Genomic DNA, 15,218 nt, shown 5'->3' on the forward strand with positions numbered 1-15,218 from the left:
CCCTCTGTCTCGGCACCGGCCCCTACGTGATCACTCGTACGCCGCGCCGTCGCCCATCCTGCCCCGCGACGGCGGCTCGTGAGCAAGGTTCACCGCACACAAAACCCCGACCGCAAGCACGGCCGGGGTCTGTTCAGAGTCGGTTGTATGTGCTCACGAACCCGTGGGCACGGAGTCAGTCGCCTCCGTCCACAGATCCTGCTCGGCGCGATCCGCCTGGATCTGGCGGTACACGAGGAGCCCGCCGATGGCGGCCAGTGCGACCAGGAGAAGCTTCTTCACCGCGCGACCTCGTCTTTCCTTGACGTAGGGGACCTCTGGCGCCCGACTATACACACCGACCGATACCGATCGGTGACCTATGCCGGCCGTCAACTCCCGCCCGCCGCAGCGGTTTAGCCGCTGATCGCCTCGATCCGATCGGAGGGTGATCACACCCTCACGGACCGTTGATTTGGCCGATTTGCTCCGTGGTTCGCCATTTCTCGGCCGCCTTGCGCCCATCCGGGTGGTGTTCATCTGAACATCCACGCGCCACGGGCGTCGGTCCACCACTTCGCGGCCCTCATACACATCATGAGGAAAGTACGCAAATCGCCCAACCCGAAAGTGAGGGGACCATGGCCAAGAACAAGGTCATGAAGCTGTGGACCGTCATCGTCACCGCCTTCCTCGCGCTCTGCACGGCGCTCGGCCTGGCCACCACCACCGCCTCGGCGGCCGTACCGCAGACCGAGACCGCGCGCAACACGGAGCGCGCCACCGACACCGCGGCGGCCCCGGCGCTGGTCCTGCGGTCCAAGTCCCGGCCCAGCGCACTTCCCCCCACGATGAAGCAGCGCATCCACGCCGAGGCCCACGGCAAGTCCCCCCGCTGCCGACAGGTCCGAGCCATGAACGGCACCGCCGACGTGCTGATGTGCGCCCCGGACAGCACGTCGCAGCCGGGCACCACGTCGCAGGCCGGCACACCGTCCGCATCGGGCCCCTCCAGCACCGTCAGCACACCGCTCCAGCGCTGACCCCCGGCCGCCCCTCCGGCCACCCCAGCAGACCCAGCCATTCCGTGCCGTCCGGCCGTTGAAAGTCCTGGCGAACTTGCGTACAGCCCCACGGCACACGCAGGCCCGGCAACTCCTCCCCGGAGCAGCCGGGCCTTTTCCATGCCCGCGCCGCCCCCGGCAGCGGCAGCCACCCTTTCGGGTCACAGAAGCCTCACATCAGCTCCACATCCTTCACATTCGACGCATGATGCTCCCTCACCACACACGCAGAACGCCCATGAGGGAATGATGAAGACGCCACCACCGCCATCTCCGCCGTCGCCGCCGCGCTGCTCGCACTGGCCGCCTGCGGTCCCCAGGAGACCGTCAGCACCACCCCCAAGGCCGACCGGTCGCAGTCCGCCGGCACCGAGGCCGAGCCGAAGAAGGACGCAACCGTCGGTGACACCCTCACGCTGAAGGGCATGGAGGACGGGGAGCAGCTCGATGTCACCCTCAAGAAGTGGCTGCCGACCGCTGAGGGGGCCGACGAGTTCAATGTTCCCGAGGACGGCAAGAGGTGGGCAGCCGCCCAGTTCGAGCTGGTCAACACCGGCACCAAGGTGTACTCCGACAGTCCCTCGAACGGCGCGCAGGCGGCAGACAGCCAGGGCCAGCGCTTCGACGCGTATTTCGGGGAGATCGCAGCGGGGCCGGCGATGTCCTCGGACGTGAGCCTGCCCAAGGGCGAGAAGGCTCTGGGCTGGATCGTTTTCGAGGTGCCGGAGAACTCGAAGATCACGAAGGTTCAGTTCGCGATGAACTCCGGCTTCTCCGACCAGACAGCCCAGTGGTCCGTGAAGTGATCCGTACTCGTCCCGGCCCGGCCGCCCTCACCAGCGGGGCTGCCGGGCCTTCCCCTGCCGCAGACCTCCCGTGCATGCCGAAGACCCCCGGCCCGTTCGGGCCGGGGGTCTTCGTGCTGGTGGGGCTAACAGGATTTGAACCTGTGGCCTCATCCTTATCAGGGATGCGCTCTAACCAACTGAGCTATAGCCCCGCCGCGCTCTGCGGTGTGTGTCCCGCGCGCTGACCCCTGAAGATTAGCGCACGAGAGGGGGAGTCCCAAAATCGGTTACCCGGGGCCCGCCGGAGCGGGCTACTCGTCCTCCGCCAGGGTCAGCTCGACGCCGCCCACGAAGCCCGCGGAGAGGTTGTAGATGAAGGCGCCCAGCGTCGCCAGGGCCGTGGCCAGGACGACGTCGATGACCGCGATGATCGTGGTGAACAGCAGCACGTTCGGCAGCGACAGGAAGGCCTGCAGGTCGAAGCCGTTCGACTCGTTGGAGCCCGTCGCCTCGGAGATGGTGCCGCCGACGGTCGAGAAGACGCCCATGGCGTCCATCACCATCCACAGCACGGCGGAGGCCACGATCGTGCAGATGCCCAGCGCGATGGAGAGCAGGAAGCTGACCTTCATGACCGACCAGGGATCGGCCTTGGCCACGCGCAGCCGGGCCTTGCGCACGCGCGGGGTGGTGGTCGCACCGGTACGCGGGCGCCGTACGGCGCCGGCCGGTCCGGGCTGCGCCGGGTAGGCCTGCGGCGGGTGGTAGGGCCCCGCCGGCTGCTGCGGCCGCTCCCCGGGCAGTGGTGAGGCCGCCTGAGCGGCGGCGCCCTGGTTCGGCGCGGCCTGCGGGCCTCGGCTGTCCGTCACCGTTCCCCCCTGGGATGGCTGTGGATTCGGCGAGGAGTCGTTCGCGGGCACCTTCACCGGCTTCAGATTGGTCGTGTGCGGGTCGGGTGCCTGCGCGGCGGAGCCACGGCCACCGCCGTCCGTTCCCCTGCTGGTACCGGTCGGACCGGTGCCCGTGGCTCCGCTCACGCTGACTCACTCCTCGTGCTACTCGGACGCGGGCTCCCCGCCCTGGTCCGTGCCGGCCGGCGCCTCGGCGGTGTCGCCGGCCTCGCCGTCGACTTCCTCCGCCTCGCGTCCCGCCTCGGCGTTCCGGGCGATGCCGACCACGGCATCGCGCTTGCCCAAGTTGATCAGTTGGACGCCCATGGTGTCACGGCCGGTTTCCCTGATCTCGTTGACTCGCGTGCGAATCACACCGCCGGACAGCGTGATGGCGAGGATCTCGTCGTTCTCCTCGACCACCAGCGCGCCGACGAGCGACCCCCGGTCCTCCACGATCTTGGCGGCCTTGATGCCGAGGCCGCCGCGACCCTGGACGCGGTACTCGTCGACGGCGGTCCGCTTCGCGTACCCGCCGTCCGTGGCGGTGAACACGAACGTACCGGGTCGGACGACATTCATCGAGAGCAGTTCGTCTCCCTCGCGGAAGCTCATGCCCTTGACGCCCGAGGTCGCACGGCCCATGGGACGCAGCGTCTCGTCCGAGGCGGTGAACCTGATCGACTGCGCCTTCTTGCTGATCAGCAGCAGATCGTCCTCCGCCGAGACCAGTTCGGCACCGATCAGTTCGTCGTCGGTTCCGTCCTCGCGCTCGCGCAGATTGATCGCGATGACACCGCCGGAGCGCGGGGAGTCGTAGTCCTTCAGCGGGGTCTTCTTGACCAGACCGCCCTTGGTGGCCAGGACCAGGTAGGGCGCGGCGTCGTAGTCGCGGATCGCGAAGATCTCGGCGATCGTCTCGTCCGGCTGGAAGGCCAGCAGGTTGGCCACGTGCTGCCCGCGCGCGTCCCGGCCGGCGTCCGGCAGCTCGTAGCCCTTGATCCGGTAGACGCGGCCCTTGTTGGTGAAGAACAGCAGCCAGTGGTGGGTGGTCGAGACGAAGAAGTGGTCGACGATGTCGTCTTCCTTGAGCTTCGCCCCGCGCACGCCCTTGCCGCCGCGCTTCTGGGCACGGTAGTCGTCGGTCCTGGTGCGCTTGATGTAGCCGCCGCGGGTGACCGTGACGACGATGTCCTCCTCGGCGATCAGGTCCTCGATGGACATGTCGCCCTCGTAGGGGATCAGCTGGGTCTTGCGGTCGTCGCCGTACTTCTCGACCAGCGCCGCCAGCTCCTGGCTGACGATGCCGCGCTGCCGGACCGGCGAGGCGAGGATCTCGTTGTACTCGTTGATCTTCGCCTGCAGGTCGTCGTGCTCCTGGACGATCTTCTGCCGCTCCAGGGCCGCCAGGCGGCGGAGCTGCATCTCCAGGATCGCGTTGGCCTGGATCTCGTCGATCTCCAGCAGCTCCATCAGGCCGCCGCGCGCGATCTCGACGGTCTGGCTGCCCCGGATCAGCGCGATGACCTCGTCGATGGCGTCCAGGGCCTTGAGCAGACCGCGCAGGATGTGGGCGCGCTCCTCGGCCTTGCGCAGCCGGAAGCGGGTGCGGCGGACGATGACCTCGATCTGGTGGTTCACCCAGTGGCGGATGAACGCGTCCAGCGACAGCGTGCGCGGCACGCCGTCCACCAGGGCCAGCATGTTGGCGCCGAAGTTGGTCTGCAGATCGGTGTGCTTGTACAGGTTGTTCAGCACGACCTTGGCGACCGCGTCCCGCTTGAGGACGATCACCAGGCGCTGGCCGGTGCGCGAGGAGGTCTCGTCGCGGACGTCCGCGATGCCGCCGATCTTGCCGTCCTTCACCAGGTCGGCGATCTTCTGCGCGAGGTTGTCCGGGTTGACCTGGTAGGGCAGCTCGGTGACGACCAGGCACTGGCGGTTCTGGATCTCCTCGACCTCGACCACCGCGCGCATGGTGATCGAGCCGCGGCCGGTGCGGTAGGCCTCCTCGATGCCCTTGCGGCCCACCACCAGGGCGCCGGTCGGGAAGTCCGGGCCCTTGATGCGCTCGATCAGCGCGTCGAGCAGCTCCTCGTGCGAGGCCTCCGGGTTCTCCAGGTACCACTGGGCGCCGGCGGCGACCTCGCGCAGGTTGTGCGGCGGGATGTTGGTCGCCATGCCGACCGCGATACCGGCCGAGCCGTTGATCAGCAGGTTCGGGAAGCGAGCCGGCAGAACGGTCGGCTCCTGGGAGCGGCCGTCGTAGTTGTCCGTGAAGTCGACGGTCTCCTCGTCGATGTCGCGGACCATCTCCATCGACAGCGGCGCCATCTTGCACTCGGTGTAGCGCATCGCCGCCGCCGGGTCGTTGCCCGGGGAGCCGAAGTTGCCGTTGGAGTCCACCAGCGGCATCCGCATCGCCCACGGCTGCGCCAGGCGGACCAGCGCGTCGTAGATCGAGGAGTCGCCGTGCGGGTGGTAGTTGCCCATGACGTCGCCGACGACACGGGCGCACTTGTAGAAGCCGCGCTCGGGGCGGTAGCCGCCGTCGTACATCGCGTACAGCACGCGGCGGTGGACGGGCTTGAGGCCGTCCCGGACGTCCGGCAGCGCACGGGAGACGATGACGGACATCGCGTAGTCGAGGTACGAGCGCTGCATCTCCGTCTCGAGCCCGACGGGCTCGACACGCAGGGCCAGGGGCTCGCCCTCGGGCGTCGTGACAGGGGTGTTCTCGTCGGTCATTGCTGGTGAAGGTCCTTCCGGGTGCGGTCAGCTGAGACCGACTCAGATGTCGAGGAAACGGACGTCCTTGGCGTTGCGCTGGATGAACGCGCGGCGGGCCTCGACGTCCTCGCCCATCAGCACCGAGAACAGGTCGTCGGCCTGGGCGGCGTCGTCGAGCGTGACCTGGCCGAGGACGCGGTGCTCCTGGTCCATCGTGGTGATGCGCAGCTCCTCGGCGTTCATCTCGCCGAGACCCTTGAAGCGCTGCACCGAGTCCTCACGGATGCGCTTGCCGGCCTGGCGGCCCATCTCGATCAGCGCGTCCCGCTCGCGGTCGGAGTACGCGTACTCGAAGTCGTCCTTGCCCCACTTGATCTTGTAGAGCGGCGGACGGGAGAGGTACACGTGCCCGGCCTCGACCAGCGGGCGCATGAAGCGGAACAGGAAGGTCAGCAGCAGGGTGTTGATGTGCTGGCCGTCGACGTCGGCGTCCGCCATCAGGATGATCTTGTGATAGCGGAGCTTGCTGATGTCGAAGTCCTCGTGCACGCCGGTGCCGAACGCGGAGATCATCGCCTGGATCTCCTGGTTCTGCAGGATGCGGTCGATGCGCGCCTTCTCGACGTTGAGGATCTTGCCGCGGATCGGGAGGATCGCCTGGTACTCCGGGTTCCGGCCGGACTTGGCCGAGCCGCCGGCGGAGTCGCCCTCCACGATGAAGATCTCGCACTTGGTGGGGTCGTTCGACTGGCAGTCGGAGAGCTTGCCCGGCAGGGAGGCGGTCTCCAGCAGGCCCTTGCGGCGGGTCAGGTCGCGCGCCTTGCGGGCCGCCACGCGCGCGGTGGCCGCGGCGATGCCCTTGCGGACGATGTCGGCCGCCTCGTTCGGGTTGCGGTCCAGCCAGTCGGCGAGGTGCTCGTAGACCGCCTTCTGGACGAAGGTCTTGGCCTCGGTGTTGCCCAGCTTGGTCTTGGTCTGACCCTCGAACTGCGGCTCGCTGAGCTTGACCGAGATGATCGCGGTCAGGCCCTCGCGGATGTCGTCGCCGGTGAGGTTGTCGTCCTTCTCGCGCAGCAGCTTGCGGTCGCGCGCGTACTTGTTGATCAGCGAGGTGAGCGCCGCGCGGAAGCCCTCCTCGTGGGTGCCGCCCTCGTGGGTGTGGATGATGTTGGCGAACGAGTAGACGCCCTCGCTGTAGCCGCTGTTCCACTGCATGGCCACCTCGAGGGACAGGCTCTTGTCCTTGTCCTCCGCCTCGAGGGAGATCACGCTGGGGTGCACCACGTCTCCCTTGCGGGAGTTGAGGTACTTCACGAAGTCGACGATGCCGCCCTCGTAGTGGTACGTGACGGTCTTGGCCTTCTGCTCCTCGGCCAGCTCGTCCGCGCCGGCCTCGTCCGCGCCGGCGGTGGCCTTGGCCGACTCCCGCTCGTCGGTGAGCCGGATGGTCAGGCCCTTGTTGAGGAACGCCATCTCCTGGAAACGCCGCGAGAGCGTCTCGAAGGAGTAGTCGGTGGTCTCGAAGATGTCCGGGTCGGCCCAGAAGGTGACGGAGGTGCCGGTCTCGTCCGTCGGCTCGTGCTGCTGGAGCGGAGCGGTGGGCACGCCCATCTTGTAGTCCTGCGTCCAGCGGTACCCGTCGGTCTTGACCTCGACGGACACCCGGCTGGAGAGGGCGTTGACGACGGAGACGCCGACGCCGTGCAGACCACCGGAGACCGCGTAGCCACCGCCGCCGAACTTGCCGCCCGCGTGCAGCACGGTCAGCACGACCTCGACGGCCGGCTTGCCCTCGGAGGGCACGATGCCCACCGGGATGCCGCGGCCGTTGTCGACGACGCGTACACCGCCGTCGGCGAGGATCGTCACATCGATGGTGTCCGCGTGCCCGGCCAGCGCCTCGTCGACGGAGTTGTCGACCACCTCGTACACGAGGTGGTGCAGGCCACGCTCACCGGTCGAGCCGATGTACATGCCGGGTCGCTTGCGGACCGCGTCCAGACCCTCGAGGACGGTGATGGCACTGGCGTCGTACGACACGGCGTCTGAGCCCTCGGCGACTCCGGCCGGGGCCTCGGTGGACGGGATGTTCTCGTTGGGGTTGCCGGAATCGGCCACGAAGCGCCCTTTCTGGCACAGCACGAGCCGGGCTCGTCGGCGGTCGCCGTGAGCGGCTGCGGCATGTTGCGTTGGTAAGCCTTGATCAGCGTTGCTCAGCTTCTCCCGGACGGTCCCCACGTTTGGGGCGGGATCGTCTTCCAGTCTACCGGTAGCGCCGACATCGATGGGGCTTTGCGGGTCCCTGAGCCCTCATATGCCGCCCTGAACCGCCCTCGGCCGACTCCCGATATGCGGATGGGGGCTCCGAGGGGCTCACAAGGGCACTCAGCGCTTCCGCCCGTCAACCTTCCGCGACGGCTCACCGCCGGGGTGCGCGAAGTGGACGCCAAGGCCCGGAACGAGTGGTTCCGAAACGGGTCGAAAGGGGGTCCGCAGAACGCGTCTTCGCAGTTCTGCCGACGTTACTGACGGTATGCGCACACCCGGGCGAGCGCCCAGGTGCCGTGGTCCGGGATCTCTAGCCGTAGGTGTCGCCGGGGCCGGTGCTGCCCGGGGCGCGGAGGGGGCCGTAGCGGCGGGTGGGGGCGCTGGGGCCGTTGACCCTGATCAGGCGGACCGTGCCGTGGCCCAGGTCCTCGTTGAGCCGGGCGACCAGGGTGGGGGCGAGCAGCCGGAGATTGGTCGCCCAGGCCGTGGAGTCGCACCGGACGAACAGCACTCGCTCGTCCTCGTCGTACCGCTCGGGCTCGCAGTGCTTGGCCACGTCCTCGCCGACGATCTCTGGCCAGCGGCCCATCACTCCGCCCACCGCGGCCGGGGCCTCCCAGCCGCGCTCCGCGATCAGCCGGTTGATCGCCGGGCCCAGCGCCATCGGGTCGCGCCGGTCGGTGCGCGCGCCGGAGCGCAGGCCGCCGCCGCGGCGCGCCTGCTGCTTCTGCTGCGCCGCCTCGCCCCGGGCGCGCGCCGCCTCCCTGGCCGCGCGCAGCGCCACCCGCGCCAGATCGACACCGGAGGGCTCGGGTGTGCTGCCGGGTTTCTTCGTGCCGTCCGGGCGGTCCGTGCCGCTCCGGGGCGTCTCGGGCCCGGTCATACGCGCTCCACCGTCCCCTCGGCCACGGCGAAGCGCGCCCCGGACAGCACATGGGGGACGTCGTCGTCGACGGCCGCGGTCACCAGGACCTGCTCACCGGGCGCCACCAGCTCGGCCAGGCGCTCACGGCGGCGGGTGTCCAGCTCGGCGAAGACGTCGTCGAGCACCAGCACCGGCTCGTTGCCCTCGGCGCGCAGCAGGTCGTAGGAGGCCAGGCGCAGCGCCAGGGCGTAGGACCAGGACTCGCCGTGGGAGGCGTAGCCCTTGGCGGGCATCTGGCCCAGCTTGAGCAGCAGGTCGTCGCGGTGCGGGCCGACCAGCGTGACGCCCCGCTCGATCTCCTGCTTGCGGGACTCGGCGAGCGCGGCCAGCAGCTGTTCGAAGAGGTCCTCGCGGGTGTGCGCCTCGCCGGGTGCGGACGCCTTGTACTCGAGCGCCACCGGTCCGCCGCCGGGCGCCAGCTGCTCGTACGCCTTGTCGGTCAGCGGCTGCACCGCGGCGATCAAATCCAGGCGCTGGGCGAGCAGCTCGGCGCCGGCCCGGGCGAGGTGCTGGTCCCAGACGTCGAGGGTGGACAGGTCCATGGTCCGGCCGCCGTGCCGGCGGGCCAGCGCGGCCGACTTCAGCAGGGTGTTGCGCTGCTTGAGCACCCGGTCGTAGTCGGAGCGCACCCCGGCCATGCGCGGGGAGCGAGCGGTGATCAGCTCGTCCAGGAACCGGCGCCGCTCGCCGGGATCCCCCTTCACCAGGGCGAGGTCCTCCGGCGCGAACAGCACGGTGCGCACGATGCCGAGCACGTCCCGCGGCCTGACCTGCGCGGACCGGTTGATGCGGGCGCGGTTGGCCCGGCCCGGGTTCAGCTCCAGCTCCACCAGCTGCTGCCGTTCGCCCTGGCGCACCTGGGCCCGGATGATCGCGCGGTCGGCGCCCATCCGCACCAGGGGGGCGTCGGAGGAGACCCGGTGGCTGCCGAGGGTGGCGAGATAGCCGACCGCCTCGACCAGGTTCGTCTTGCCCTGCCCGTTCGGGCCGACGAACGCCGTCACCCCCGGGTCGAGCGGGACCTCGACCCGGGGATAGGAGCGGAAGTCGGCCAGCGACAGATGCGTGACGTGCATGGTCGTTCGCCGGCCTCCCGGTATCTCTGGGCGGTTGTGTGCTCCGTCACCTCGGCGGTGACGGACCGCTTCCTGCCTGCCGTGTTGCTACTTCTTCTCGACCGCGTGGCCGCCGAACTGGTTGCGCAGCGCCGCGATCATCTTCATCTGGGGCGAGTCCTCCTGACGCGAGGCGAACCGCGCGAACAGCGAGGCGGTGATCGCCGGCAGCGGGACCGCGTTGTCGATCGCGGCCTCCACGGTCCAGCGTCCCTCACCGGAGTCCTGTGCATAACCCCGGAGCCCGTCCAGGTGCTCGTCCTCGTCCAGCGCCTTCACCGCGAGGTCGAGCAGCCAGGAGCGGATGACCGTGCCCTCCTGCCAGGAGCGGAAGACCTCCCGGACGTCCGTCACGGAGTCCACACTCTCCAGCAGCTCCCAGCCCTCGGCGTAGGCCTGCATCATCGCGTACTCGATGCCGTTGTGGACCATCTTCGCGAAGTGGCCGGCGCCGACCTTGCCCGCGTGCACCGAGCCGAAGTCGCCCTCCGGCTTGAGCGCGTCGAAGACCGGCTGCACCTTGGCGACGTTCTCCTTGTCGCCGCCGTACATCAGCGCGTAGCCGTTCTCCAGGCCCCAGACGCCGCCGGAGACACCGCAGTCGACGAAACCTATGCCCTTGGCGGCCAGCTCCTCGGCGTGCCTCTCGTCGTCCGTCCAGCGGGAGTTGCCGCCGTCCACCACGACGTCGCCGGGCTCCAGCAGCTCGCCCAGCCGGTCGATGGTCGACTGGGTGGGCTCGCCGGCCGGGACCATCACCCACACCACTCGCGGGGCGGCGAGCTTGCCCACAAGCTCCTCGAGGCTGTGGACATCGGCGAGTTCCGGGTTGCGGTCGTATCCGTAGACGGTGTGGCCGGCGCGGCGGATCCGCTCCCGCATGTTGCCGCCCATCTTGCCGAGGCCGACGAGACCGAGCTCCATCAGATGAGTTCCTTAGGTTGCGACGTGACGTGACGGCACGGGTGTGCCGCGGCACTGACGTACCGCCCCGAGCCTAAACCCGGACGCTCACGCACATCTGTGGGCATAGGCGCTCATCCGCACACGCCCTCACCTGCGGTTTCTCTCCACATCTGTGGACAGCCGGACGCCGTCCGCGACCGGGGACGGGTCTCAGCCGCTCAGGCGCACCGGCATGATCAGGTACTTGTAGGCCTCGTCGGCCTCCGCGTCCACCGCCGGGCGGCCGCTGAGCAGCGCCGGCTTGGTCGACGTGGTGAACGACAGCTGGGCCACCGGCGCGTCGATGGCGCTCAGGCCGTCCAGCAGGAACGTCGGGTTGAAGGCGATCGAGATGTCGTCGCCCTCCAGCTGGGCGTCGACCCTTTCCACAGCCTGTGCGTCGTCGCTGGAGCCGGCCTCCAGGATGAGCACACCCTGCTCGAAGCTCAGCCGCACCGGGGTGTTGCGCTCGGCGACCAGCGACACGCGCTTGACGGCCTCCACGAAGGGGGCGGTCTCGATCACGGCGACGCTGTTGAACTCCGTCGGGAAGAGCGTGCGGTACTTGGGCAGGTCGCCCTCGAGCAGCCGCGTGGTGGTGCGGCGGCCGGCGCCCTCGAAACCGATCAGGCCCTCGCCCGCGCCCGAGCCGGACAGCGCCAGGGTGACCTGGTCACCGCTGGTCAGCGACTTGGCGGTGTCGAGCAGCGTCTTGGCGGGCACCAGGGCGACCGCGGAGGCGTCCGGGTTCTCCGGCTTCCACAGGAACTCGCGGACCGCGAAGCGGTAGCGGTCGGTGGACGCCAGCGTCACCGTGTCGCCCTCGATCTCGATGCGCACACCCGTGAGCACCGGAAGCGTGTCGTCCCGGCCGGCGGCGATGGCGACCTGCTGGACCGCGGAGGCGAAGACCTCGCCGGGGACCGTGCCCGTCGCGTTCGGCATCTGCGGCAGGGCCGGGTACTCCTCCACAGGCAGCGTGTGGAGGGTGAACCGGGAGGAGCCGCAGACCACCGTCGCCCGTACACCGTCTGTGGAAATCTCCACCGGGCGGTTGGGGAGGGCGCGCGAGATGTCGGCGAGCAGGCGGCCGGAGACCAGGACCGTGCCCTCCTCCTCGACCTCGGCCTCGACGGACACCCGCGCGGAGACCTCGTAGTCGAAGCTGGACAGGCTCAGCTGGCCGTCCTCCGCCTTCAGCAGGAGGCCGGCGAGGACAGGCGCCGGCGGACGGGCCGGAAGGCTGCGCGCCGCCCAGGCCACTGCCTCCGCGAGTACGTCGCGTTCCACCCGGATCTTCACTGTTGCCGCCTCCTGCTGTTGCCGGCGCTTGTCGCCCTGCTTCGGCTTCGTCGTCTGACTCGGTGTCGTGAGCCCCGGGGTGGGGAAGGACACCGGGGACCAGTCTGACGCACCGCACTGACAGTAGGTGCCCCTCGGGGTCAAGTCGTGACGAGGGACGGTCGGGGCCGAGAGAGCGAGTTGTGCACAGGTCCCGCTTCGAAACGAATTCCCCGCTCTCTCTGGTTGGGGGTAGTAGTAGGGCCTGTGGATACCGTGGATAACCTCGTTTACGCAGGTCAGCGGCGGGTTTTTGTCCACGGGACCTGTGGGCGGGGTCCGTGGACAACTCGGGCCCTCTGTGGAGAACGGAAAGTTCTGCACAGTCCGTGCACAGGCAGGGGCGAGTTCTCCCCAGAGTCGTCCCCAGTTTCGGCGCCCTTTCCCACAGCCCCTCTCGGCAGCCTGATGTGACGGCTTTCACTCGACACGGTGAGAGGGCGCGTCAGGTTGCCGAACAGTGGACAGTGATGTGGAGAACCCGGTGAACTCTGGGGACAACGGCCCGCAGCCTGTGGGTTGTCCGTGGACAACTCGGTGCACAGGGTGTGGATCAACTCCTCGTCCACAGGCTGTGGAGATCCGTTGTCCACGGATCCACAACCGGCTGATCTGGGCAGACGGGTCCGGGGCCGGGGCTGCTGTGGACAAGATCGGGACAACTTCTCGGTCCCCAGGATGTGGACGGGAAAAAGTCGCCGAATCTGTGGAGAGAGGCCGTAACCGGGCCGTTAATCGAACAGCGGGAGACCGGCGGAGAAGGGCACGGAGAACGCCGCGGAGCCTCGGGGACGAGGAGCCGAGCCTCGGGGAAGAGAAAAGGGCGCCCCCGGAGCTTTCCCGGGAGCGCCCTGCGCGAGGTGTCTCGTGGCCGTGCAAGGCGTGGGCGTGAGACGGGGAGCCGAGGCCGTGGCGTGGGCGTGGGCCGTACGCCGGGACCCGAGGCCGTGGGCGTGGCCGGGAGCCGAGGCGTGGGCGCCGCAGCAGCAGCCTGCCCGTCGTCAGCCGGCCTTGATGCGGTTGGTGAGCTCGGTGACCTGGTTGTAGATGGAGCGCCGCTCGGCCATCAGGTTGCGGATCTTCCGGTCGGCGTGCATCACCGTGGTGTGGTCACGGCCGCCGAACAGCGCACCGATCTTCGGCAGCGACAGATCCGTCAGCTCCCGGCACAGATACATGGCGATCTGGCGGGCGGTGACCAGCTGGCGGCCGCGCGAGCTGCCGCACAGGTCCTCGACCGTGAGCCCGAAGTAGTCGGCGGTCGCGCTCATGATCGCCGTCGAGGTGATCTCGGGCGTGGCGTCGTCGCCGCCCGGGATCAGGTCCTTCAGGACGATCTCGGTCAGCCCCAGGTCCACCGGCTGCCGGTTGAGCGAGGCGAACGCCGTCACCCGGATCAGCGCGCCCTCCAGCTCCCGGATGTTCCGCGAGATGCGGGAGGCGATGAACTCCAGCACCTCCGGCGGGGCGTTGAGCTGCTCCTGCACCGCCTTCTTGCGCAGGATCGCGATGCGGGTCTCCAGCTCGGGCGGCTGGACGTCGGTGATCAGACCCCACTCGAAACGGTTCCGCAGCCGGTCCTCCAGCGTCACCAGCTGCTTGGGGGGCCGGTCGCTGGAGAGCACGATCTGCTTGTTGGCGTTGTGCAGCGTGTTGAAGGTGTGGAAGAACTCCTCCTGCGTCGACTCCTTGTCCGCCAGGAACTGGATGTCGTCGACCAGCAGGATGTCCATCTCGCGGTAGCGCTTGCGGAAGCTGTCGCCCTTGCCGTCCCGGATGGAGTTGATGAACTCGTTGGTGAACTCCTCCGAGCTGACGTACCGCACCCGCGTGCCCGGGTAGAGGCTGCGCGCGTAGTGCCCGATCGCGTGCAGCAGATGGGTCTTGCCGAGCCCCGACTCCCCGTAGATGAACAGGGGGTTGTACGCCTTCGCCGGCGCCTCGGCGACGGCCACCGCGGCGGCGTGCGCGAAGCGGTTGGACGCGCCGATGACGAAGGTGTCGAAGAGGTACTTCGGGTTCAGGCGGGCGGTGGGCTCACCGGGACCGGGCGCGGGTGCGGGCTGCGCCGCCAGCGGGCCGGGTGCTCCGGTGGTCGGCAGGTTCGGGCCGACGGGGCCGCCGCGGTGGACGTGCCCGGAACCGGGCGGGGGCTCGGGCAGCTCGCGGCGCGCGGCATCCCGCTGCTCGTAGTCGCCGCGGTCACCACGGTCGTAGTCGCCGCGGTCGTAGTCGGCCCGCTCGTACTCACCCCGTGTGCCGTCGTAGTCGGAGCGCTGCGGATCGTAGCCGGGGCGCTCCGGCGGCTGCGGGCGGTAGTCCTGCCCGTAGTCCTGGGAGGAGGGTCCGCCGGAGTAGCTCTCCTGGCCCGGCGAGGCGTACGGGTCGCGGTCGGGGAAGCCGAGCCGCTGCTGCTGCCAGCTGTACTCGTCCTGGGCCGGCCGCGGCCAGGAGCCGGGCTCCGGGCGCTGGTACTCCGAGGGGTAGGCGGGACGCGCGGTGGGCAGGTCGTCGCCGGAAGGGTGCTGCTCGGCACGGCGGCGGCCGTAGGGGTCGTAGCCGCCGTAGCCGCTGTCGTACTGATCGCGCTGATCGCGCTCCGGACGGTCGCCACGGTCCTGCTGCTCCGGGCGCGCGGCCGGGAGCTCGGGCTCCTCGTAACGCGGCTGGGGCCGGGGCGCCGGGGGTGCCGGGGGTTCGCCCGCGGAGTCGTCGACGGTGATCGCGATCCGGATGGGGCGCCCGCACTCGCGGCTCAGGCTCTCGCTGACCACCGGGGCGAGCCGCCCCTCGAGCACGTTCTTGGCGAACTCGTTCGGTACCGCGAGCAGTGCCGTGTCGGCGACGAGGGCCAGGGGCTGGCAGCGCCGGATCCAGTGCTCGTCCTTCGCCTCGACTCCTTGGCCGCGACCCTCGCCGAGGAGCTGCTCCAGTACACGTGGCCACACTGCGGCAAGATCGGCAGGTACGTCAGCCACAGGGCACGCTCTCTCACAGGTCCCTCGAACGTGTGATTCGGGGACGGGTCGGGATGTAAAGGGGATGGTCGAGTGACAAGGGAACGAATGGGAGTTCAGTCACGGTAGTCAGGGCGGCCCGTGCGGTTCAAGTTGTTGTCCCCAGCCTGTGGACAAGTGTCTCCCGCCGGGCGCTGGTTTGACCGAATGGCGCAG

The 15,218-nt window shown here is 69.3% G+C and carries 11 protein-coding genes and 1 tRNA gene; 2 read left to right on the forward strand and 10 right to left on the reverse strand.

All coding sequences use genetic code 11. The annotated features are described in order from the left end of the window. Positions 1-153 precede the first annotated feature (153 nt). Positions 154-282, reverse strand: coding sequence for a DLW-39 family protein (locus HCJ93_RS29490; RefSeq protein ID WP_003999697.1), 129 nt, complete (start codon positions 280-282; stop codon positions 154-156). Between the two features lie 338 nt (positions 283-620). Between HCJ93_RS29490 and HCJ93_RS29495 the strand changes: the two genes are divergently transcribed. Continuing rightward, positions 621-1,022 carry a DUF6344 domain-containing protein gene (locus HCJ93_RS29495; RefSeq protein WP_240967596.1) on the forward strand — a complete coding sequence of 134 codons (402 nt, stop codon included), beginning with the start codon at positions 621-623 and terminating at the stop codon, positions 1,020-1,022. 446 nt (positions 1,023-1,468) lie between these two features. Further along, positions 1,469-1,849 (forward strand): DUF4352 domain-containing protein, encoded by a 381-nt coding sequence (locus HCJ93_RS14345; RefSeq protein ID WP_240967597.1) that lies wholly within the window; start codon positions 1,469-1,471, stop codon positions 1,847-1,849. Between the two features lie 117 nt (positions 1,850-1,966). Here the strand turns inward: HCJ93_RS14345 and HCJ93_RS14350 are convergent. The 9 genes from HCJ93_RS14350 to dnaA all read right to left on the reverse strand — a co-directional run bounded on the left by HCJ93_RS14350 (position 1,967) and on the right by dnaA (position 15,023). Continuing rightward, a tRNA-Ile gene (locus tag HCJ93_RS14350) sits at positions 1,967-2,043 on the reverse strand. Between the two features lie 99 nt (positions 2,044-2,142). Next, on the reverse strand, positions 2,143-2,868 hold the full coding sequence (locus tag HCJ93_RS14355; protein ID WP_167995059.1) for a DUF3566 domain-containing protein: 726 nt from the start codon (positions 2,866-2,868) through the stop codon (positions 2,143-2,145). An 18-nt stretch (positions 2,869-2,886) separates the two neighbouring features. Then, entirely contained in the window at positions 2,887-5,469 is a 2,583-nt protein-coding gene (gene gyrA, locus HCJ93_RS14360; RefSeq protein ID WP_167995060.1) for a DNA gyrase subunit A, read from the reverse strand. Between the two features lie 42 nt (positions 5,470-5,511). Beyond that, the gene (gene gyrB / locus HCJ93_RS14365; protein ID WP_167995061.1) at positions 5,512-7,593 is read right to left on the reverse strand and encodes a DNA topoisomerase (ATP-hydrolyzing) subunit B; all 2,082 of its coding nucleotides are present in this window, start codon (positions 7,591-7,593) and stop codon (positions 5,512-5,514) included. 436 nt (positions 7,594-8,029) lie between these two features. Then, entirely contained in the window at positions 8,030-8,602 is a 573-nt protein-coding gene (locus HCJ93_RS14370) for a DciA family protein (protein WP_167995062.1), read from the reverse strand. Then, positions 8,599-9,720 carry a DNA replication/repair protein RecF gene (gene recF, locus HCJ93_RS14375; RefSeq protein ID WP_167995063.1) on the reverse strand — a complete coding sequence of 374 codons (1,122 nt, stop codon included), beginning with the start codon at positions 9,718-9,720 and terminating at the stop codon, positions 8,599-8,601. The genes HCJ93_RS14370 and recF overlap by 4 nt, the downstream gene beginning before the upstream one ends. An 87-nt stretch (positions 9,721-9,807) precedes the next feature. Further along, the gene (gene gnd, locus HCJ93_RS14380; RefSeq protein WP_167995064.1) at positions 9,808-10,683 is read right to left on the reverse strand and encodes a phosphogluconate dehydrogenase (NAD(+)-dependent, decarboxylating); all 876 of its coding nucleotides are present in this window, start codon (positions 10,681-10,683) and stop codon (positions 9,808-9,810) included. Between the two features lie 192 nt (positions 10,684-10,875). Further along, complete coding sequence (gene dnaN, locus HCJ93_RS14385) at positions 10,876-12,006, reverse strand: DNA polymerase III subunit beta (protein WP_167996127.1); 1,131 nt, start codon at positions 12,004-12,006, stop codon at positions 10,876-10,878. A 1,040-nt stretch (positions 12,007-13,046) separates the two neighbouring features. After that, positions 13,047-15,023: a chromosomal replication initiator protein DnaA gene (dnaA, locus tag HCJ93_RS14390; protein ID WP_167995065.1), complete on the reverse strand. Its 1,977-nt coding sequence runs from the start codon at positions 15,021-15,023 to the stop codon at positions 13,047-13,049. Between the last annotated feature and the right edge of the window lie 195 nt (positions 15,024-15,218).

Origin of the sequence: Streptomyces composti (assembly GCF_012034205.1) — a bacterium.
In the GTDB taxonomy this organism is placed as follows: Bacteria; Actinomycetota; Actinomycetes; order Streptomycetales; family Streptomycetaceae; genus Streptomyces; species Streptomyces composti.